Below are 21,374 nucleotides of genomic sequence, written 5' to 3' on the forward strand. Positions count from 1 at the left end.
CTCCATATATTTTAATAAACTCTTAAAGGTTGATAGGACCCAGCGCAAATGTTCTTTTCCTACTGCCAACTGCGAGTGTGGAACTAAACATCACAAAAAGATATCTTGATATAAATTACCCTGTGAGCTGGGGGGAAAAACAGATATCAATACAACATAGTGTTGCAAGATGATGGAATATGTTAAAATAGAGGACGTTGCAGCAAGGTTAGCGACATATATCTACATAATATCAAACTGCTAGCAATATGATAGATTTTTTATATTTATATAGAAGTGGAAGTATTTGGAGGGAAATCGAATAAATGAATGAAGCCCAGAGAATTCAATTGAACGTTAGAGTCTCCAAGGATACATCTGACAAGCTTGATGAAATTGTAGAATACTATCAGGAAAATACGAAAGTCGGAAGAATATACAAAGGCGATGTATTAACAGATATTATTGAAAAATCATATGAAATCATGCAAAAGCAGAAGAAGTTAAATAGATAAAGCTGTTCTCTCACAAATTGTTGCTTTTCGTACATATACCAGGATCCATATTATTAAGACTTCGGGGGATTTTTCGAGGATACTTTTGAACAAGAATTATAATAATTAGTTGAGAAAACAACAAACTTTCACAATATAGCAATAGATAAAAAGTACTATGCCAAATTGTCAATTCGAAAATGTGGCAAATTAGTGACAAAACAGTTGCAGTAATCAATAATTAATCGTATTATTTAAATAATCTGATAATACGATAAGGTGGTTATTGATATGATGCGTATGGCAATTGCAGGTGTAGCCGGCTTTGTCCTTGTGTTCATTGAGTCATATATTGTAATGGTTTTTAAACAGTATGAGACGATTGAGTTTGGAGGAATGGCCCCGTTTGTGAGCGTCTGGTCGATGAACTTTTTCCTTGTTTTCTCGATCCTTACCCATATTAAATTTTGGTATGAGGAACGAGAAGCGGAGCGGGAGGAAGATGCGGCCGAAAGAGACCGTTTCATCAGTTAAGGCGCTAATCGCAATGTCCGTAAAGCAATGTAGGATACAAATAGTTAATGAAGTAATGGGGAGAAAGGCAAATTTGCCTTTCTCTTTTATTATGCCTTGCTGTGATCTGTATCGATGTCGTCGCGTTCTGCCTCTTCAGCTGCTATTCTTAATTCCTGAAAAAATAATTGATCGTTGCACACCATGCTGTGCTGCTGTTCATTTTCCTCATTTTGATTTTTAGGATTATTTTGCTTTTGCTTCCATTTTTTCGTCCTCCTTACACGCTGGTTTATATTTGTTTATTACCTTTTTCCCCTTATCGACAAAAATCATGCTTCGGGTAACTTCGTTGTAAGTATTTACTAACGATTTTAAATCATGCAAAACAAATTCATTAACTGTTGCTTACTGTGGGAAACTATTCCTACTTTACTGATGGAGGGAAGCTATGGATGCACTGAAATCCGTTTATCACTTTGATAATGACCAGCAATTCCTTAAAATTGAGTTTCTAAATGGCTCAAAACAAACTCCTTGGCATGCTTATGTTTTTGATGAAAATTGGAATGACATCATCACTGCAGCTGCTGCCATTTCTCACACAATGGCCGATAATATTGAATATGCTTATGAAAACCTGGGAGTTCGCGGGAGAGTTGCTGTATTGGCAGACATCATGCCTGCTGATTCATTGACAGATATTATTGATATATCACTATTCCATCTGCAGGCATTGCTTTTCGCTTCAGCAATCATCGTGAATGGTGAGTACGATGATTTAGAAAGCTTTGGTTTTTCAAAAGAAAACTCCCAAAGTGGTAATTCCCTGTATATTCTTTCCACTGAAGAAGTAGGGAATGATGCCTGCCGCTTTTTATAGTTTGTGTTAACAAAGCCTTTACCTGATCCAGGTAGGGCTTTTATTTTGTTCTTGTTGAAGAGAAATATTATTTGGGTATCAGCAAGCCTCTCTTTATTTTTCCAAAAAACTCTGATAAAAGTGGTTAACTTCATTCTTGGTTTGGGTAGTGAGAAAGAGAGCAATTTTTATACAGAAAGGAAGATGAGGTCTTGTCTGGCAAAATAAATGTAACAATCAACGGTGCCGAAGTGACGGCTGAAGAAAATCAAACAATCCTTCAATACCTTTCAGATAGCTCGGTTGAAGTGCCCAGTGTATGTTATCATCCAAGCCTTGGACCAATCGAGACGTGTGATACTTGTATTGTGGAAGTAAATGGGGAAATGGTCAGATCCTGTTCGACGTTCTTGAAAAATGGCGATATCATCGACACTGTGGCGCCAGGTGTTAAGAAGGCACAAACTATGGCGATGGACAAGATCCTATTTAACCATGAATTGTACTGTACAGTCTGTGACTACAATAATGGGATGTGTGAGGTACATAACACAGTAAAAGAAATGAAAATCAATCACCAGAGCATCCCGTTTGATCAGAAGCCTTATAAAAAAGATGAATCAAATCCTTTTTACAGATATGATCCTGATCAATGCATTTTATGCGGGAGATGTGTGGAAGCCTGTCAGGATGTCCAGGTAACCGAGACGCTGAGAATTGACTGGGAACGTGAACGTCCGCGTGTTATTTGGGACAATGATGTACCAATCAATGAATCTTCATGTGTTTCTTGTGGTCATTGTTCAACGGTGTGCCCGTGTAACGCGATGATGGAAAAAGGAATGGAAGGTGAAGCTGGCTTTTTGACAGGAATCGCAAAAGATACATTAAGGCCGATGATTGATATTACCAAGAATGTCGAGACAGGTTACGGTTCCATCCTGCTATTTCTGATATGGAAGCTGCCATGCGTGAATCAAGAATCAAGAAGACCAAGACGGTCTGCACATACTGCGGAGTGGGCTGCAGTTTTGATGTGTGGACGAAGGGCCGCGAAATCCTGAAGGTCGAGCCACAGGTTGAAGCACCTGCCAACGGAATTTCTACATGCATAAAAGGGAAATTTGGATGGGATTTCGTTAACAGCGAAGAGCGTCTGACAAAGCCGCTGATTCGTGAAGGTGACAGCTTTAGAGAAACAGAATGGGATGAGGCTTTGAATCTAATCTCCACCAAATTCTCCGAAATCAAGAATGAATATGGTCCAGACGCCTTAGGATTTATAACATCCTCGAAATGTACGAATGAAGAATCCTATCTAATGCAAAAATTAGCAAGGTCTGTGATTGGCACAAACAATGTCGATAATTGCTCCCGTTATTGCCAAACACCAGCGACGGTAGGTTTGTTCAGGACAGTTGGACACGGGGGAGATGCGGGATCCATTACGGATATCGCGATGGCTGATTTGGTCATCATTGTTGGATCGAATACAGCAGAAGCTCACCCGGTACTGGCAACAAGGGTAAAGAGGGCACAGAAGCTGAATGGTCAAAAGCTTATTGTGGCTGATTTGCGAGAGCATGAAATGGCTGATCGTGCTGACATGTTCGTAAGGCCAAAAGCAGGCAGCGACCTTGTCTGGATTTCGGCAGTGACAAAGTATATTATCGACCAGGGTTGGGCTGATGAGAAGTTCCTGAATGATAAAGTAAACGGACTTTCTGAGTATGTGAAGAGTCTTGAAGGGTTCACACTCGAATACGCAGAAAAAACAACTGGCCTTTCAAAGGAGACGCTTATTCAAATAGCTGCAAGTATCCATGAAGCAAAAAGCGTTTGTGCGTTATGGGCAATGGGGGTTACCCAGCACATAGGCGGGAGTGACACCAGTACAGCGATTTCGAATTTATTGCTTATCACTGGTAATTTTGGCCGTCCTGGAACAGGAGCATATCCGCTGCGCGGCCATAACAACGTTCAGGGCGCAGGCGACTTTGGCAGCAGCCCGGACTCACTGCCGGGATATCAGAAGGTGAACGATGAAGCGGCGCGCAAGAAGTTTGAACAGGCATGGGGAACCATGCTGCCTGCTGAACCAGGTATCAATAACCATGACATGGTTGAAGGGATGCATAACGAAACTCTTAGAGCTCTATACATCAAGGGTGAAGAGATGGGCCTTGTGGATTCCAATATCAATCACGTCCAGGCTGGCTATGAAAAGCTCGACTTCTTTGTAGTACAGGATGTGTTCTTTTCGCGAACCGCACAGTTTGCAGACGTTGTTTTGCCGGCAAGCCCAAGCTTCGAAAAAGAGGGCACATTTACAAATACCGAACGCAGGATTCAACGTTTGTACCAGGTATTCGAGCCAGTTGGTGATTCAAAACCTGATTGGCAGATCCTGATTGAAGTCGCCAACCGCCTTGGTGCAGGCTGGACATATGAACATCCTTCTGAAATCATGGCTGAAGCGGCAAGCCTAATGCCGATTTACTCGGGCGTGACGTATGAACGCTTGAAGGGTACAAAAGCCTTCAATGGCCGGTACAGCCGGATGGAACTGACAGTCCTGTCCTGTATTTGGATGGCTTCCCGTTCCCGGATGGTAAAGCACGTCTTTACCCGGTAAAATGGTCGATTCCGATTCAATATGGAGAGGAATATGATATCCATGTCAATAATGGACGTTTGCTAGAGCATTTCCATGAAGGGAATCTTACTTATAAGTCAGAAGGTATTACCTCGAAGACACCTGAAACATTCCTTGAAGTCTCGCCAGAGCTTGCAGAAGAAAGGGGATTGAAGGATGGAACACTCGTCAGGCTGACATCGCCGTATGGCAATTTGAAGGTAAGATGTGTCGTTACCGACAGAGTGCAAGGTAAGGAAGTGTATTTGCCTATGAATGACCAGGGCGATGCGGCCATCAATCTCCTGACAAGCAGCTATGGAGACAAAAACACCGATACTCCAGCCTATAAGGAGACGAAGGCTAAAATGGAAATCCTCCAATTTGAAGGAGTCAATCCTTTGCCAAGGAATAATTTCCGATACGGCAATCCACAGCCGCAAATCGGCGTCCAAGTCGAAAAGAAGTGGGCTCGCCAGGATTACAGCTTTCCAGGAGATCTTGTGAAAAAGGAGCGTACCCAGCATGGCTAAAGCAATCACTAAGATCAATCGTATACAGATGACTGAGGAACAAAAACGCAAAAGTGACCTGGAGGAAATCGAGACTGCCTTGCTTGATAACAAGGATGCAATTTTGCAGTGTATGGACATTCTTAAGCATATGAATCAGGGCGGGGTGCTGACACTTTTAGGCGGATTGTTCAGTGAAGGGGATAAGGTACTGAATGTTCTTGTCAAAGCAGCAGACAAGCCTGAAGCTACCAATACAATCAAGAACCTGTTGCTGATGGTTGGTGTTCTCGGTACAATCAATGTCCAGCAGCTTGAGCCATTGCTGTTAAAATTGAATTCTGGTATTGCTAGAGTAGCAGAATATACTGACAGCGAGGATGACGACAAACTTGGATATTTTGATATAGTCCGTTCTTTGAAAAATCCGGAAATAAACCGCGCGTTATCGTTGCTCTTTGAGTTCCTTAAAGGGATGGGTGAAGATACAGAGGGGCTTGAACGAACCACTCAGTTACCGGAAAATCAGGATATCCACCAAAGCCAGGATGGTACACTGGAGGAAAAGTAGTCTAATAGGCAGGCAGCAAGCATAAACTTGTTGCCTGCTTATTATGTTTGATGATTCAGCTTTTTGGATAAAAGTAGATTACTGTAGAGCAAAACGTCAATCAGAGAGGATGGCTGCTTTGAAACCAGTTGAAGTCAAAAGGGAAATCCTTCGTTTTGGAGATGGCCAGGCCGAAAGATTGGAAGACAGCATCGTAACGGAATATACTGTCACCATTAAAGTGAATGGTCAGGAGTTTGTTACAATGGTCTGCACTCCAGAATATATTGAAGAAATGGTAATTGGCTATCTGGCGTCAGAAGGAATTATCCGGAGGTATACAGATATAGAGGATATATGGTTCCAGGAAAAAGAAGGATTTGTTCATGTAAAAACATCCAGGGTAAATCCTGTGTATAAGAATTTGCAAGGTAAGCGTCACCTGACATCATGCTGCGGAGCAAGCAGGTCGGGATTTGTGTTTGCCACAGACGCAATGACCGCAAAAAAACTGCATAAACTGGAGACAGAAATCGAAGTGGAGGATTGTTTCAGGCTTATGGAGGAAATGCAGGATTCCGCTGATCTTTTCCAAAATACAGGGGGAGTCCATAATGCCTCCCTTTGCAGTTTGTTCGGCCCGGTTGTGTCGAGGGTGGATATCGGTCGCCATAATGCCCTGGATAAGATTTATGGTCATTGCTTAAAGAATGATATCCCGATTCACGATAAGGTAATTGTTTTCAGTGGACGTATTTCTTCAGAAATTTTATTGAAGGTTGCCAAAATTGGCTGCCCGATTGTATTGTCCAAATCTGCTCCTACTGAACTTGCGCTTAAGCTTGCGGATGAGCTGGGCATTACGACTATCGGCTTTATCAGACATCGTTCCCTGAATGTTTATACACACCCGGAACGTGTTGCAGAAGCAAAATACAGCGTTCAGGAAAGCCAGGTTGAATAAACCTGGCTTATTTTAGAGAATAACGGGAGCAAATTGATAAACTTCCTTTTCCGAGACACCTGGGAAGAGACTCAATAGGCCTTGTATAAGCTGTGTAAAAGTAAGGAAAAATGGAGGTGAGAGCTGAAGGAGTGATAGAATGGGTGAAAAGGATTTGGAAGATATGTTCGAATGGGCAGGTTTATCATATGTCTATGAACAACACGGCTATAAAATGTGGCTGAGCGGCCTTGAAGATAATATTGATACCGAACTATTGGATCACTTTTCGGACGCTTATTCATTTGAAAGTGCAGAAACGATGTATTATGATGAGTTTTTGTTCCATCTAAGAATTTTCAAGAATATCCGCAAAAATAATGAACTGCCTCCCCGCTATTGGTGAGTGCATAGATACATAAAAATGGAGAGGAGTTGGGATTGTGGAGCCGATTTCCGATCATCTACGTGAAGATCTTGACGTCATTTTTGTTGGTTTCAATCCGAGCATACGTTCTTCCGAAACAGGTCATCATTACGCTAATCCAAACAATAGATTTTGGAAGATTCTTTTTGAAGCAGGCATCACGCCAAGAAAATATGATTCTTCAGAGGATTATCAATTGCTGAATTTAGGCTGCGGTATGACGAACATAGTTGCGCGTCCGACTAAAGCAGCGGATGAGATTACGAAAGAGGAATACCAGCAGGGGAAGCTTGAGTTAAGGAAGAAAATCGAGAAATACAGTCCTAAGATCGTTTGTTTCGTTGGTAAAGGTGTTTACCAGCAATACAGCGGCAAAAAAGATATTCCATGGGGAAAACAGGATGAACCTGTCGTGGCTGGTACCGTTGATTTCGTTGCTCCATCCTCAAGCGGGCTCGTGAGGATGAAGATGGATGAAGTAGTGAAGATATATAAAGAACTTCCAACTTTGAATGAACGTTTAAAAACCAAGTAAAAAAGGACTTGATTTGAGGTCCTTTTATCTTTTATTAAGGCACATGGGTTTCATTTTGTAAGGACATCGATAATCGGATCATATCCCTGCACTGGATGCCATTTTCGAAAATTGGTTCTACATAATTTCTTATAAAAGAATCATGATCTATTCCAGTTATTCTGAAGCCAATTTTTTGATATAGAGTCAGTTGGTTAATACTCGAATTTCCTGTACCGATTGAAACCGTATCATAACCTTTTTCGGCTGCAATTTGAATCCCCAATTTAAGCAGGATGGTGCCTAAACCCTTGCCCTGATGATATTCATCGACTGCCAGGTTCATAATTTCGATGATATGAGTACTAACCGGCACAAGCACGATTACTCCGATTGTAACTGCGTTTTCTGACTCAATGACATAGCACAACCCTTTACCTAAATATTGTGAAACCAAATCTTTAGAAGGATCTGCCAGGAGGAGCAGGTTCCACGGCGGCTGTTCGCCGGCTTTTAACATTCTAATGTCCATGTCTTTTCCCCTTCAATATAACCAGAAAAATAATTTTGATTAGCAGGTAGCCAATTGCACCGCCTATTGTGTTAAGAATGATATCATCGATGTCGAAACTGCCAACTCTGGTCGCAAACTGGAGGATCTCCACCGAGGTAGTCGCCAGAAAGACAGTACTGATTGTCCACCAGAACCCCATAAACCTTTTAAACAACCAGGGAAGGAAGATTCCTAACGGGAAAAAGGCAAGGATATTGCCAAATAAATTTGACATCCAGATACTTTGATTGATGTGCGAAGAAGCTTTAATGTAGTCTGTGATTGTTTTAAACGGGATGATGTTATATGGGTTGGCGCCTGCAGAATTGATTTCATGCGCAGCCTGTCTGTATGGACTGAGAAACAGCAAAATGACGGCAATGATGATGTACATAATGAATAATGCATATGAGATTGCTGAAATCCATTTCTTGTGTTTGAAATCTATTAGATTTAGCATAACTTCTCCTTGGGTTTGTTGATATTAATTGACAATGAATCTATCTATTAATCTACTAAAGTATCGATTTAATTAACTGGTATACAAGATTCTGATTTTCAAAACATCAATTTAACGCCTCAATTTTAAACTAAAATAAAAACCTTACCCCAAGGCAAGGTTTGGTCATATATATTATCATCCTGCTAGAGCAGGGCCCCTGCCGTCCGTACAGTGGTTAAGTGTCCCGCAACATGCGAATGTCCGGCAGAGGCAATTATATTTTAACACAACCATGTTGGAAAAATACAATTTGAAGGTGGATACTTTTATTTTCATTTCGAATAGTGGTATGATAACAATGATTTTACCACAAGGAGATGATATACATGGCTAAAAAAGGATACATACAAATGCAAAATGGTGAAAAAATCGAATTCGAATTATACCCAAATGAAGCTCCTGGTACAGTTGCAAACTTTGAGAAACTTGCAAACGAAGGCTTCTATAACGGTTTGAATTTCCACCGTGTCATTCCTGGATTTGTCAGTCAGGGGGGATGCCCTTCAGGAACAGGAACTGGCGGTCCGGGTTACACAATCAAGTGTGAGACAGAAGGCAATCCGCATAAGCACGTACCGGGTTCACTATCAATGGCACACGCTGGAAAAGACACAGGCGGCAGTCAGTTCTTCATCGTACATGAATCACAGCCACACTTAAATGGAGTGCACACTGTGTTCGGAAAAGTTACTTCCAACTTGGAAGCAGCTAAAGCGATGAGCAACGGAGATGTAATGGAAAAGGTAGTTGTGACTGAAGAATAAGAATTCCAGAAAAGAGCCTGAGGGCTCTTTTTTGTTGGAAAATTTTAAAATGTTTTCAATGTGGATAACTATAATGGGTTTTCTTAATCCAGCTCCAGCGCCTAGCCCCTCGAATCGCTTGTCTAGCTGCGGCTCCTAACTCCTCGAGACGCTTCGGTCCTGCCAATGAAGTCAAAGAACGACTTCAATGTCAGGCCCTCCAGCGCTTGTCGGGGCTGAACGAGGCGCTTGCGCTTTTTGTTCTTGTACGTATTTACTCATTGTACCGAACGTACGCTCTTGTTAAAATATAAAAGAAATTAACTGTATATATATAATTAAATTTTACAGTTTAATATTGAATAAATTTGACTATAATAGCTAATTTATATAAAATTAGATTAAATAATCAAATTATAAATGTTGGGTGGAATGGCAATGGTGCCAGTTTCTGTATTCATAATGGATGTAACGAAGTCCTCTTCTGCAGATTATGGTGAGGAGCTGAGCAATTATTTAGGTCAGTTTGAGAGATATATTGGAGATTGGTATGGAAAGATCGGTTCAGTTCAGATTAAACACCGTTCTGGGGATGAACTTATACTCCTGTCCGAGGGATATTCATCTGCTTTTATCACAGCCTTTTATGTAAGCTCGCTTTGGAAATATGAAAAAAACCTGCCTTATTTCGGGCTTACCTATGGCAGTCTGGATAAGAAAGTAGCGGATATTGATATTGAAAAGTGGATCCATCCATTAGTGAAGCAGGCTAGAAACGCGAATGACCATTTAAAAAAGCAGAAGGACAGGGAATCCTTCCATTTTCAACTTAATGATGTTGAGCCCAGTTTGCAGACATTAATAAATAACATGCTCATGCTGCAGCATGTTTTGAGAATAGAGCAAACTGATGTGCAACGGCTAGTGTGCTCGCTGTATCTTATTTACGGTAAGCAAAATGCTGTGGCTCAGCTTATCGATCGCTCAGCTCCTACGGTTTACAGCCATTTTAAGAAAGGGCATTGCGAGCAGATCCTACACAGTTTCCGTAATATCGTCAGTTACTTGGATGCCCGTCAGGCAAAGGAGTTCCCGGAAATGGGAAATAACTACACGAATTCTCTTGAAGAAAGCATAAGGACAAATATTAAAAGCCAGGTGCAGGATATTTTCAGCTTCTAGATTCTGGTGAAAGGAGCAGGCATGCTTTTATTGAGTTTAATTATTGCGCATCTACTAGCCGATTTTTATCTTCAAACTGATTATATGGTGCAGGATAAGCTGAAAAATCTTAAAAAGCATATATTTCATCATTTCCTGGTAAACACAGCTGTACTCACAGGAGGATGGCTCTTATTTTATCAGGAGAATGATCCGGTAACGACTGTGGTCTGGCCAGTTCTATTCATAACAGGGACGCACCTAATCATTGACGTGATGAAGATTAAGCTAGTGGATCAATTTACGGCACACGAAAATTTAAATAAACTATGGTTTTTTTATTAGATCAGCTGCTGCATCTTTTCATGATATTGATAGCGTTACAGTTCTTTTATCAAAAATCGCTAGTCTACAATGTTGATAGATTTATACAGCTTCTGTTCGAGGAAGGGCGGCAATTGGACGCTTCTAGTACGATCCTCGTCATTGTCATTATTTTAATTTTTGGGACAACGGTCAGTGGACATATAATACGCATCCTTCTTGGCTCTCTGCTGGGCAATTGTTAACCTTTGAAGGGAAATATACTTTTAAAAATGAGTTGAAGGAGCCGGCATATCCGCAAAAAAGTAATGGTGAAAGAGGACTGTCCGAGCAATACAGCTATATGGTCTTCAACAAACACGATATGTCACGCGGGAAGCTGATTGGCTATATCGAGCGACTTCTGGTTATTTTACTTACATACTACAGTTCATATCCGGCAATTGCCTTTATTGTTACCGCTAAATCCATCGCCCGTTTTAAACAAATGGATGATCGTGACTGGGCGGAATACTTTCTCCTTGGTACCTTGACGTCCATGTTCATTGGTATCATGTTCGGTATTCTTTTAAGAGAAATATTAAATTAGTGCTGGTTAAAATGATTATTAGCAGAATATCTGACATTCCTACCTTTAATGGTTTTAGCTCTGCTTTTTCCTGTTTCAAGAGTGCAATGATATGGTTTTTATAGCATTAAGCTTCCTAAAGAGGCATGCAAAAGAGTATATAGCGGAGTGATTCGAATGAATATCGTCTTATTCAATAATGATTTGCGTATTTCCGATCATCAGCCTTTGAGCGAAGCGGCCAGGGCGGGAGAGGTATTGCCGGTATATGTAGTCGATCCATCACAATGGAAGGATACACCGCTTTCCGCCCGCCATTTTCAATTTGTTGTTGAAAGTCTCAATGAGCTGTCAAAGGGTATTGAGGGAAAGGGAGGGAAACTCTTTCTAGCAATCGGTGAGATCGAGCCAGTTTTGGCCAAATTGCTGGATACTTATGATTCTATAAACTTATTTACGCACAACGATAGCAGGTTAATGGATAAAGTTAAGAAATGGGCAAAGCAAAATCAGCAGCTTCTTTTTTCTTATGGTCCGGAACTTGAAAATGTCCATGGTAAGCATTTTAATAACCGTTTGAACTCATATTTAAAAGAACCGATGGCTGAAGTTCCGAACAGGATTGATGTGCCGTCAAAAACACCGGATTTTCTGTTCACTGATTTTAAGAAACTTCAGAATTACAGGGTCAAGGGAACTAAAATCCGCTTTGGGCAGCAAGGGGGAGAAATGAAGGCAATTGAAACGCTGGATTCTTTCCTCGAAGGCAGATTCGCAAACTACATCGAAAACCAGCAAAAACCGCTGCCATCTTCGCTTTCATCCTCAAGGCTTTCTGCTTATATAACGTGGGGGAACATAGCGGTCAGGACCGTTTATCAGAAAACTGACGAAAAATTGCAAGCATGTGAGCTGGAGGAAGATAAAATACAGCTTGCAGAGTTTTTATCAAAACTTACTGCCCGGGTCAAAATATGCAGTATGAAAATACAACATCAGCAATTGGAAGAAGTAAGGGAAATCAAAAGGGAATGGAACGAAGATTGGTTCCAGCGCTGGCTTCAGGGAAGGACGGGAATCCCGATAATCGATGCAGCCATGAGGAGTCTGGATAAAACGGGATGGATGAACTTTTCGTTGCGTGCTATGGTTACGTCTTTTATTGCTAATACTCTATTGATGGATGAGCAAAAGCTATCCGCAGCCATGGCAGGGTTGTATTTAGACTACGAACCAGCAGTGCATGATTTCTATATTCGGCAACAAGCGGGAATGAAAGGGAAGATGAAAATCATTGACCCTGTTAAAGTCGGCAGGCAGCTTGATCCAGATGGCACGTTCATCCGCCGATATATCCCTGAGTTAAGCAAGCTTCCAGATGAATACATTCACGAACCGTGGCTTTACCCTGCTTTTTATCAGCTTGGCTATGAAGCACCTATTGTCGATGTGAAAAAGGCCTATAAAAATGCCAGGCTTCAAATCCAGGCCATAGGGAACAAAGGAAAGCCGGCCCGGAAAAAAGAAGAGGGGGAGACGGAGCAGCTATCCTTTGATATTTGAAGAGGATTCAGCCATTTCATTCCTCCCTTTGAAGTAGGTCAGGGAAACGCCTATAAGGGTAATCACACCGCCTGCAACTGTCAGGATCGCCGGGACTTCTCCCAACCATATCCAGGCGATAAGGAAAGAAGCAGCAGGTGTAAGGTATAAGGAACTTGCTGCTTCAGAGACACCGGATTGAGCTGTAATATAGGCTATAGCAAAGTAAGCAATCACCGTGGGGAAAAGTCCAAGGTAAATAGCACTAATCGTTGCTCCTAACGGGGCTTGGGAAATCCGTGACACAATGCCAGGAGAAAAGAATGCCATGAAAATGGTGGCGGCCCAAATCGTATAGGCCGTAAATGGGAGAGCACCATATTTATCTAAATAATTTTTTTGAAAAACAAAGTAAAGTGATTCAGATAATGAAGCAATTAGTATAAAAAGTACGCCAATACCAAACTCAAAACCCCCACCGGCACCAAAAGAAATGAAGAAAATCCCTGCCATACTGATGGAGGCGCCAGACCAGTACCATTTCCCAGTGCGCTCCTGGAAGAACATCCTCCCTAAAAATCCAATGAAAACTGGAGAAGTTGAAACAAGCAGGCTGGCAGCACCGGCGCTGACAGTTAGTTCACCAAAGCTAAGCGCCGTTTGATAGACTGCGAAACCCAGGAATCCGAACAGAAATATCACAGGCCAATCTTTAATTTCCGGAAGTTTCATTTTTATTACTGCCGCGTAGAAAACAAGAGCCATTGCCCCGATCAAGAGCCTCAAGAAAGACAAATGCTCGGGTGAATATCCTTCGAGACCATGCCTAATCCCCGCGAAAGCCGATCCCCATAATAGAATAACAAGCAAGTGTGCTGCTCCCATTCTAATGTTCATCTAAACCACCTCTGTTAAAAACCATCCAATTTATCCTATAGTCTATTTTTCTTTCAAATATAACTGGGTCTTGGTAAAATGTATCCATCCAATAGTGAGATTTTAAACCCAACCAATTTGAATGGAGCAGGGATATGAAGCGCCAAAATACAAAGTGATAATCGATTATATAAAAGAGCAGATTACAAACGGGATTTGGCCAGTTGGCAGCAGGCTCCCGAGTCAGCGTGGCCTTGCAAAGCAATTCGGTGTGAACAGAAGCACAATTGTAACAGCGCTGGATGAACTGGCTGCAGATGGGCTGGTTGAGGGTAAGCTCGGAATGGGAACGGTAGTCATTAACAATACCTGGACACTGATGCGGTCTGCACCACCGGTAAATTGGAATGAACAAGTGGGGCTGGGCACCCATCAGGCAAGCATGTCGACAGTGCAGACAATAAACCTGGCAGAATCCAATGAGAATTTGATTCAGCTGAGTAAGGGAGAACTATCGAAGAATTTATTCCCACTAGAAGAGATGAGGGCTGTCCTAACTAAGGTTGGACAGGAACTGGAGCCGTTCGGCTATGAAGATCCAAAAGGAAATCCACAATTGCGGGAAGCAATTGCTAAATACCTTAATCAAAAAGGAATCATGGTCCATGCTTCATCGATTTTAGTCGTTTCGGGTGCTTTACAGGCATTGCACCTCATTTCGATTGGGTTATTAGAAAGTGAGTCAACAGTTTTCCTTGAGAGTCCATCTTATTTATATTCTTTATCCACCTTCCAGTCTGCAGGCATGAAACTCCATGGAATCCCGATGGACAAGGAAGGCATCATCCTGAGATGATAAAGGCATCGCATCATAGTAAGAAATCAGTATTATACTGCCATCCAAATTTCCATAATCCCACAGGTACTCTTATGGGTGAAAAACGAAGGCAGCAACTGCTCGAACTGGCAGAGAGTGCACAGCTTCCGATCATCGAGGACGATGTGTACGGAGATCTATGGCTAGACTCTCCTCCACCCTCTCCCATTAAATCGCATGACAGACACGGAAATGTTTTATATCTTGGCAGCCTGTCGAAGAGCCTGAATCCTGGATTGAGAATCGGATGGATTGCCGGTCCTGAAGCAGTCATTGACCGGCTGGCTGACCTGAAAATGCAGACCGACTACGGTTCCAGCTCTTTATCGCAGCGTGCCGCCGCAGAATGGTTATCCAGCGGCTTGTATGAGAAGCATTTATTGAAAGTAAGAAAACAGTTAAAGGTACGAAGAAATGCCGCCTTAAAATCACTGGAAAAACACTTGAGCCCTTTTGCTGAATGGGACAGGCCTGATGGAGGATTTTTCATTTGGATAAAAATGAATCCGGAAATCTCGTTGCCTGATTTGTACAGGAAAGCTCTCGCGAATGGTGTGTTGATCAATCCCGGCAGGATATATTCAACTAAAAAAATTCAGCACTTCAGGCTATCTTTTGCGAATGCACCAGTTGAGGAAATACAAAAGGGAATCGCCATATTAGAATCGCTGATTGAAGACTGCTAGAATAGAAGAATATGAGTTTTTAACTAAGTATGAAAAACATCAAGGAGAATAAAGGATTATGAAATTAGTATCATGGAATGTGAATGGCTTAAGGGCTTGTGCTCGTAAAGGTTTTTTAGATTTCTTTATTGAAGCGGATGCGGATCTTTTTTGTATACAGGAAACGAAGCTGCAGGAAGGCCAGATCAGCCTTGAGCTGGAAGGGTACCATCAGTTCTGGAATTACGCAGAAAAGAAAGGCTATTCCGGCACTGCTGTTTTTTCGAAACAAGAACCTCTATCTGTTAAGTGCGGGATTGGATCAACTGAACACGATCATGAGGGCAGGGCAATCACTGTAGAGTTTGAAGAGTTGTATCTTGTTAATGTCTATACCCCTAACTCACAGCGTGATCTGGCGCGCCTCGGCTACCGCCTATCCTGGGAAGACAAGCTAAGAGATTACTTGCTTGAATTAGACAAGAATAAGCCTGTAATTCTTTGCGGCGATTTGAATGTCGCCCACAATGAGATCGATTTGAAAAATCCAAAACCAAACCGTGGTAATTCCGGATTTACAGACGAGGAGAGGGGGAAAATGACCGAGCTACTCGCCAATGGCTTTGTCGATTCCTTCCGCCACCTGCATCCTGAGGTTAAAGATGTGTACACCTGGTGGTCTTATATGAATAAAGTGAGAGAAAAGAACATCGGATGGCGTATCGATTATTTCATTGTTTCAGAAAAATTGGCACCTGCAATTAAAAAAGCAGGAGCAGAATGTTTTGTCATGGGGAGTGACCACTGCCCTGTAACGCTTGAACTAAGTCTATAGAAGTGAATGTATCCCTTGAACAGTGCTCAGGGGATTTTTATATGGCTATTTAATTGTTGGGTGCAGATTTTCGCTGATTTTCATCAAAGCTGTGTGAAGTTACCCAGGTTCTGACAGCTTTTCGCTGATTTGCTTCAAAGCTGTCAGAAGTAGCCTCGAGTTCAAACAGCTATACCTGGATTTCCCCAAAAGCTGTCAGAAGTATCGCTGGAAACGAACAAATCTTTTCGCCACTTTCCCTAATAGCAGTCCAAAAACGGTTTGTTAATACAAATAACAACCTTTAATTTATGAGGAACAGTATGACATATTTTAAAAGTGTAATACTATTCAACACCATGAAACCCAGCTATTTTAATATATTTAACAAATTACTAAAACCTTTTCTTTTGATTTTTAGCTAAATGTTATATACTATAAATTAATAAGGATAACACATTAAAAAAATCCTTGATAATGTTACATATTAATTATTGGGGATACGTTGGTGGTGAGTTCTATTAAACTAACAAAACGGCAGGAAGAAATCGTTCAAATTGTCAAGGAGGATGGCCCGATAACTGGTGAACAGATTGCCGAAAAGCTGAAGTTGACACGGGCAACTCTCCGTCCCGACTTAGCGATCCTGACGATGGCGGGCAGCCTCGAGGCCAGGCCCAGAGTCGGCTATTTTTTCAATAAGGATAGTGAGAGACTGTTTGAACCGACAGAATTTCTTAATCTTAAAGTCAATGACTATAAAGGCCATCCGATTGTCGTTCAAAAATCATCTTCTGTTTATGATGCGATTGTCCAGATGTTCCTGGAAGACGTAGGAACGCTTTATGTTGTTGATTCTGAAAGTTGCCTGGCTGGAGTCATTTCGAGGAAAGACCTGTTAAGGGCTGCTATCGGAAACAAGAATCTGGAGGATCTTCCTGTAAGTGTCATCATGACGAGGATGCCAAATATTATAAAGGTTAACCCTGAAGAAACATTGGTCCAGGCTGCCAAAAAGCTTGTAACAAACAGAATAGATTCTCTCCCTGTCGTCCGAGAACTCAAGCATAAACCCAATTCATATGAAGTCATCGGACGGATAACGAAAACAACCATTACCAAGGTTTATCTTGAAATCGCAGAGCAAAAATCTGTCTAGGAAGTGAGCGCATTTTGGATATGAAGGAAATTGTGTACGTGGTATCCGATTCAGTTGGGGAAACGGCGGAATTTGTAGTTAAGGCTGTGGCAACCCAGTTTAACGGCGGCCAGGTTGATATCAGAAGGAATTCATATGTTGAGAGCGAGGAAGACATAGAAGATGTCATCTTGGTTGCGAAGCAAGGGCGTTCGATTATTGCTTATACCATCGTCGTTCCAGCACTCAAAGCTTATATCGATAAAAGGGCACAAGAAGAAGGTATATTTGCGGTGGATTTACTGAATCCGCTGATGAATGCCTTTGAAAAGAAGTTCAATAAAGAGCCAAACCATCGACCGGGAATGATGCGAAAGCTAGATGATGAATACTTTCGTAAGATTGAAGCGATTGAATTTGCCGTCAAATATGACGATGGCAGAGACCCACGCGGCATTTTAAGAGCGGATATCGTACTGGTAGGTGTTTCACGGACTTCAAAAACACCATTATCGATGTACCTTGCACACAAGCGTTACAAGGTAGCCAATGTACCAATCGTTCCTGAGGTGAAACCGCCAGATGAATTGTTCCAAATACCGAGAAGCAAATGTATAGGACTGATTATCTCGCCAGATAAGCTTAATGAAATCAGGACTGAAAGGCTAAAAGCACTTGGACTTGGTGCCAGGGCAAATTATGCAAGCTATGAAAGAATCCTGGAAGAGCTGGATTATGCAGAGAAGATCATGAAACGTGTTGGCTGCCCTGTCATCAATGTTTCCAATAAGGCGATCGAAGAAACAGCAGGATTGATACTCGATATTTTAAAAAGTGAGAGGAGTTAAGGCTGATGTCTAAATTTGTTTACCTTTTTAATGAAGGAAATAGCGGAATGAAAGAAATTCTGGGAGGAAAAGGTGCGAACCTGGCAGAAATGACCAATATTGGCCTTCCTGTACCTTTTGGATTCACCATTTCCACTGAGGCATGTAATGCTTATTATGATGCCGGAAAGACAATCACTGCTGAAGTTCAGGCACAGGTTTTAGAAGCATTAGGTGAATTAGAACAGAATACTGGAAAGAAACTAGGAAATCCTGAGAACCCATTACTTGTATCAGTCCGCTCCGGAGCCGTATTCTCAATGCCGGGAATGATGGATACGATCCTTAACCTTGGGATGAATGACGAAACAGTCGAGGGTATGGCGAAATTGACTAACAACCCACGTTTTGCATATGACTCATACCGTCGTTTTATCCAGATGTTCAGTGATGTCGTCCTCGATGTTGATGTATTCTACTTCGAGCGCCTGCTAGAAGAAAAAAGGGAAGCGAAAGGCTATCATTCTGATCCTGAAATGACTGCAGAAGACTGGAAGGAAGTTATCGAAGGCTACAAGAACATCGTGACAAAGCATACGAGAAAACCTTTCCCGCAAGATCCAAAGGAACAGCTCTTCCTTTCCATCAATGCAGTATTTGATTCCTGGAATAACCAGCGTGCGATCGTTTACCGCCGCTTGAATAAAATTCCTTCACACCTGGGAACTGCTGTAAATATCCAGAGTATGGTATTCGGAAATATGGGTGATGATTCCGGAACTGGTGTTGCATTTACCCGTGACCCATCCACGGGGGAGAGTATCCTGTATGGTGAATACTTAATCAATGCCCAGGGTGAAGATGTCGTGGCAGGAATCAGGACTCCTCAGCCAATCCAAACCTTGAAAGATGAAATGCCTGCTGTTTACCAGCAATTTGTTGAAACTTGCAATCGCCTTGAGCAGCATTACGAGGATATGCAGGATATTGAATTCACAGTAGAGCGCGGGGAGTTATTCATCCTTCAGACTCGTACGGGGAAACGTACTGCTCAAGCAGCAATCCGCATCGCCACAGAACTTGTCAAAGAAGGGATCATTGATAAGAAGACAGCTTTGCTTCGAGTTGATCCAGAACAACTGGATCAGCTTCTGCACCGCCGTATTGATGAGGATTTTGAGCGCAATCAGCTGGCAAAAGGATTGCCTGCTTCACCAGGTGCAGCTACCGGTAAAGTAGTATTTGATGCGAATGAGGCAGAACTGCTAGCGAATGATGGTCAAAAGGTCATTCTTGTCCGACCAGAAACAACTCCAGATGATATCCACGGAATCATTGCCGCACAGGCTGTCGTTACGAGCCGGGGCGGAATGACAAGTCACGCTGCTGTAGTTGCGCGGGGTATGGGTAAAGCATGCATATGTGGCTGTGAGGCAATGAAAATTGATCTTCATGAAAAGCAGTTCCGTGTTGGAGAAGTGGTAGTAAAACATAGTGATGTCATTACAATTGACGGTGGAACCGGGGAAATCATGCTTGGTGAAATCCCAATGATCGAACCTGAACTTTCAGAAGAGTTCCAGCTATTGCTTACATGGGCTGATGAAGAGCGTAAAATTGGTGTCCGAGCAAACGCTGATAATCCTGAGGATTCTGCCAAGGCCCTGGAATTCGGTGCAGGAGGTATTGGTCTATGCCGTACTGAACATATGTTCATGGACGCAGCAAGGGGGCCAATTGTCCAGAAAATGATCCTTGCTGAAACATACGATGAGCGAAACGCAGCACTTGATGAACTCTTGCCGATGCAGCAGGGTGATTTTGAAGGAATTCTTGAAGTGATGCAGGGGCTTCCTGTAACAATTCGTTTGCTGGATCCGCCTTTACATGAGTTCTTGCCTGATAAAGAAGAACTTATTGTCGAGATCACCAAATTGCAAATCCAGGACCCAGAATCAAAAGAGCTTAAGGAAAAGGAAGCATTGCTTAAGAAGGTACGCCAATTGGACGAATTCAATCCGATGCTTGGCCACCGCGGCTGCGACTTGGCATGATTCATCCGGAAATCTATGAAATGCAGGCAAGAGCGATTTTCTATGCTGTAGCGAACTTGGCTGATAAGGGTATCGATGCACAGCCTGAAATCATGATTCCTCTAGTCGGTCATGTCAATGAGTTGAAGGAAATGCGTGAACTGGTAAACGCGGCCGCACAAAGTATTAAAGAAGAAACTGGAAAAAAATTTGAATATACAGTGGGTACAATGATTGAGATACCGCGTGCAGCTTTGACTGCAGACCAAATCGCCGAGGAAGCTGACTTCTTCTCATTTGGTACGAATGACCTGACACAGACAACTTTCGGATACAGCCGGGACGATGCTGAAGGAAAGTTCCTTCAAGCCTATATCGAACAAAAAGTCCTTCCAGAAAATCCGTTTGCAGTCCTTGACCGTGAGGGAGTGGGCAAGTTGATCGAGACAGGTGTGGAACTTGGCCGCCAGACTAAGCCTGGACTAAAGACCGGTATTTGCGGTGAGCACGGCGGTGAAAAAAGTTCGATCGAATTCTGTTACAATGCAGGGCTTGACTACGTAAGCTGTTCTCCATACCGTGTTCCGCTTGCCAGACTGGCTGCTGCACAGGCAACGATCCGTCATGAGAGAAACAACGAAAAAGAGGCTGTTATTGCTAAATAACCTGGAAAAGGAGCGTGTACAGAAACACGCTCCTTTGGTTTTAGTTTCATTTATTTCCTTTTTAATAGGTAACTGATGGAAAAAGGGGTATACTATATATATACGCAATTCCTCGGGTCTTCTGGTGTTTCCACTTACCATGAGAAGGCGTGAGACCAAACCAGAGAGGATGAGGGAAATGTTAGTAAAACTTTATCAGGCAAAAGCGGGCGATGGCAGCAAAAAGAAGGGGTTAAGGAGAACGCAATCCTATTTTATGACACCGGAGGATGCATTATCAGAAGCGTTTGCTTTAAAAGAAAAAATGGATTCAAGATATAAGAATGAAATAGAATGGGATTATCAAGGTGCTTTCACAGGTACCTCTGAAAAAATGAAAATTCTCAAGGGATATCTGAAAGGTAATCGGCAAACCACTCCGTTTTACCTTGAAATCCTAAGTGTCGATAACATCGATAAAATTAAACCAGTATCACCGATTAAACCTAAAAGTGTAACAAAGGACGACAAAAAGGTTCTAACCAAAGTCATGAAAAAATTAAAGGTGAAGAACGCATAGTCAAGCCGTTCCACTGATTTTATGAAGAATCCTAAATGGAAAGGCGCGCACATCCCGTTGTGCGGCCTTTTATTTTTGGTTAGGAAACTATAAAATTT

19 protein-coding genes and 3 pseudogenes are annotated in these 21,374 nt (G+C 42.2%); 19 read left to right on the forward strand and 3 right to left on the reverse strand.

What is annotated here, in order from left to right:
• Positions 1 to 305 precede the first annotated feature (305 nt).
• The 8 genes and pseudogenes from JCM21738_RS08930 to mug all read left to right on the forward strand — a co-directional run bounded on the left by JCM21738_RS08930 (position 306) and on the right by mug (position 7,450).
• Complete coding sequence (locus tag JCM21738_RS08930; protein ID WP_023613979.1) at positions 306 to 494, forward strand: hypothetical protein; 189 nt, start codon at positions 306 to 308, stop codon at positions 492 to 494.
• Positions 495 to 764: 270 nt separating this feature from the next.
• On the forward strand, positions 765 to 1,007 hold the full coding sequence (locus JCM21738_RS08935; protein WP_023613980.1) for a hypothetical protein: 243 nt from the start codon (positions 765 to 767) through the stop codon (positions 1,005 to 1,007).
• Between the two features lie 430 nt (positions 1,008 to 1,437).
• A complete protein-coding gene (locus JCM21738_RS08940; RefSeq protein WP_023613982.1) occupies positions 1,438 to 1,869 on the forward strand; it encodes a hypothetical protein in 432 nt (143 codons plus the stop codon).
• Positions 1,870 to 2,060: 191 nt separating this feature from the next.
• Positions 2,061 to 5,016 (forward strand): annotated as a pseudogene (gene fdhF / locus JCM21738_RS08945) (formate dehydrogenase subunit alpha).
• Positions 5,009 to 5,566 (forward strand): helical membrane plugin domain-containing protein, encoded by a 558-nt coding sequence (locus JCM21738_RS08950; RefSeq protein ID WP_023613984.1) that lies wholly within the window; start codon positions 5,009 to 5,011, stop codon positions 5,564 to 5,566. Before fdhF ends, JCM21738_RS08950 begins: the two are co-directional and overlap by 8 nt.
• A 118-nt stretch (positions 5,567 to 5,684) precedes the next feature.
• A complete protein-coding gene (gene fdhD / locus JCM21738_RS08955) occupies positions 5,685 to 6,509 on the forward strand; it encodes a formate dehydrogenase accessory sulfurtransferase FdhD (protein ID WP_023613985.1) in 825 nt (274 codons plus the stop codon).
• Positions 6,510 to 6,648: 139 nt separating this feature from the next.
• Complete coding sequence (locus JCM21738_RS08960; RefSeq protein ID WP_023613986.1) at positions 6,649 to 6,894, forward strand: hypothetical protein; 246 nt, start codon at positions 6,649 to 6,651, stop codon at positions 6,892 to 6,894.
• A 37-nt stretch (positions 6,895 to 6,931) separates the two neighbouring features.
• On the forward strand, positions 6,932 to 7,450 hold the full coding sequence (mug, locus tag JCM21738_RS08965) for a G/U mismatch-specific DNA glycosylase (RefSeq protein ID WP_023613987.1): 519 nt from the start codon (positions 6,932 to 6,934) through the stop codon (positions 7,448 to 7,450).
• A 34-nt stretch (positions 7,451 to 7,484) separates the two neighbouring features.
• On the opposite strand, the gene JCM21738_RS08970 is transcribed toward mug, so the two are convergent.
• The gene (locus JCM21738_RS08970; protein ID WP_023613988.1) at positions 7,485 to 7,961 is read right to left on the reverse strand and encodes a GNAT family N-acetyltransferase; all 477 of its coding nucleotides are present in this window, start codon (positions 7,959 to 7,961) and stop codon (positions 7,485 to 7,487) included.
• Positions 7,951 to 8,442, reverse strand: a complete 492-nt coding sequence (locus tag JCM21738_RS08975; protein ID WP_023613989.1) for a VanZ family protein — start codon at positions 8,440 to 8,442, stop codon at positions 7,951 to 7,953. Before JCM21738_RS08975 ends, JCM21738_RS08970 begins: the two co-directional genes overlap by 11 nt.
• 368 nt (positions 8,443 to 8,810) lie before the next feature.
• On the opposite strand from JCM21738_RS08975, the gene JCM21738_RS08980 reads away from it, so the two are divergent.
• The 5 genes from JCM21738_RS08980 to JCM21738_RS09005 all read left to right on the forward strand — a co-directional run bounded on the left by JCM21738_RS08980 (position 8,811) and on the right by JCM21738_RS09005 (position 12,843).
• Positions 8,811 to 9,248, forward strand: coding sequence for a peptidylprolyl isomerase (locus JCM21738_RS08980; RefSeq protein WP_023613990.1), 438 nt, complete (start codon positions 8,811 to 8,813; stop codon positions 9,246 to 9,248).
• A gap of 417 nt (positions 9,249 to 9,665) precedes the next feature.
• The gene (locus JCM21738_RS08985; protein WP_023613991.1) at positions 9,666 to 10,409 is read left to right on the forward strand and encodes a hypothetical protein; all 744 of its coding nucleotides are present in this window, start codon (positions 9,666 to 9,668) and stop codon (positions 10,407 to 10,409) included.
• A 30-nt stretch (positions 10,410 to 10,439) separates the two neighbouring features.
• Positions 10,440 to 10,733 (forward strand): DUF3307 domain-containing protein, encoded by a 294-nt coding sequence (locus JCM21738_RS08990; RefSeq protein WP_159101423.1) that lies wholly within the window; start codon positions 10,440 to 10,442, stop codon positions 10,731 to 10,733.
• A 217-nt stretch (positions 10,734 to 10,950) separates the two neighbouring features.
• Positions 10,951 to 11,301, forward strand: coding sequence for a hypothetical protein (locus JCM21738_RS22385; RefSeq protein WP_052019623.1), 351 nt, complete (start codon positions 10,951 to 10,953; stop codon positions 11,299 to 11,301).
• A 156-nt stretch (positions 11,302 to 11,457) separates the two neighbouring features.
• Positions 11,458 to 12,843: an FAD-binding domain-containing protein gene (locus JCM21738_RS09005; RefSeq protein ID WP_023613993.1), complete on the forward strand. Its 1,386-nt coding sequence runs from the start codon at positions 11,458 to 11,460 to the stop codon at positions 12,841 to 12,843.
• Here the strand turns inward: JCM21738_RS09005 and JCM21738_RS09010 are convergent.
• Complete coding sequence (locus tag JCM21738_RS09010) at positions 12,826 to 13,719, reverse strand: DMT family transporter (RefSeq protein ID WP_023613994.1); 894 nt, start codon at positions 13,717 to 13,719, stop codon at positions 12,826 to 12,828. The genes JCM21738_RS09005 and JCM21738_RS09010 overlap by 18 nt on opposite strands.
• Before the next feature lie 121 nt (positions 13,720 to 13,840).
• Here JCM21738_RS09010 and pdxR point away from each other — a divergent pair.
• From pdxR to JCM21738_RS09040, 6 genes and pseudogenes are all read left to right on the forward strand, one after another.
• A pseudogene (gene pdxR, locus JCM21738_RS09015) lies at positions 13,841 to 15,261 on the forward strand (MocR-like pyridoxine biosynthesis transcription factor PdxR).
• Positions 15,262 to 15,319: 58 nt separating this feature from the next.
• A complete protein-coding gene (locus JCM21738_RS09020; RefSeq protein WP_023613996.1) occupies positions 15,320 to 16,075 on the forward strand; it encodes an exodeoxyribonuclease III in 756 nt (251 codons plus the stop codon).
• Positions 16,076 to 16,565: 490 nt separating this feature from the next.
• Positions 16,566 to 17,213, forward strand: a complete 648-nt coding sequence (gene ccpN / locus JCM21738_RS09025) for a transcriptional regulator CcpN (protein ID WP_031307747.1) — start codon at positions 16,566 to 16,568, stop codon at positions 17,211 to 17,213.
• Between the two features lie 14 nt (positions 17,214 to 17,227).
• Positions 17,228 to 18,040, forward strand: coding sequence for a pyruvate, water dikinase regulatory protein (locus JCM21738_RS09030; protein WP_023613998.1), 813 nt, complete (start codon positions 17,228 to 17,230; stop codon positions 18,038 to 18,040).
• A gap of 5 nt (positions 18,041 to 18,045) precedes the next feature.
• Positions 18,046 to 20,717: pseudogene (gene ppdK / locus JCM21738_RS09035) on the forward strand (pyruvate, phosphate dikinase).
• A gap of 178 nt (positions 20,718 to 20,895) precedes the next feature.
• Entirely contained in the window at positions 20,896 to 21,276 is a 381-nt protein-coding gene (locus tag JCM21738_RS09040; RefSeq protein ID WP_023614000.1) for a hypothetical protein, read from the forward strand.
• Positions 21,277 to 21,374 lie beyond the last annotated feature (98 nt).

The organism is Mesobacillus boroniphilus JCM 21738, assembly GCF_000517385.1.
Taxonomy (GTDB): Bacteria; Bacillota; Bacilli; order Bacillales; family Cytobacillaceae; genus Mesobacillus; species Mesobacillus boroniphilus.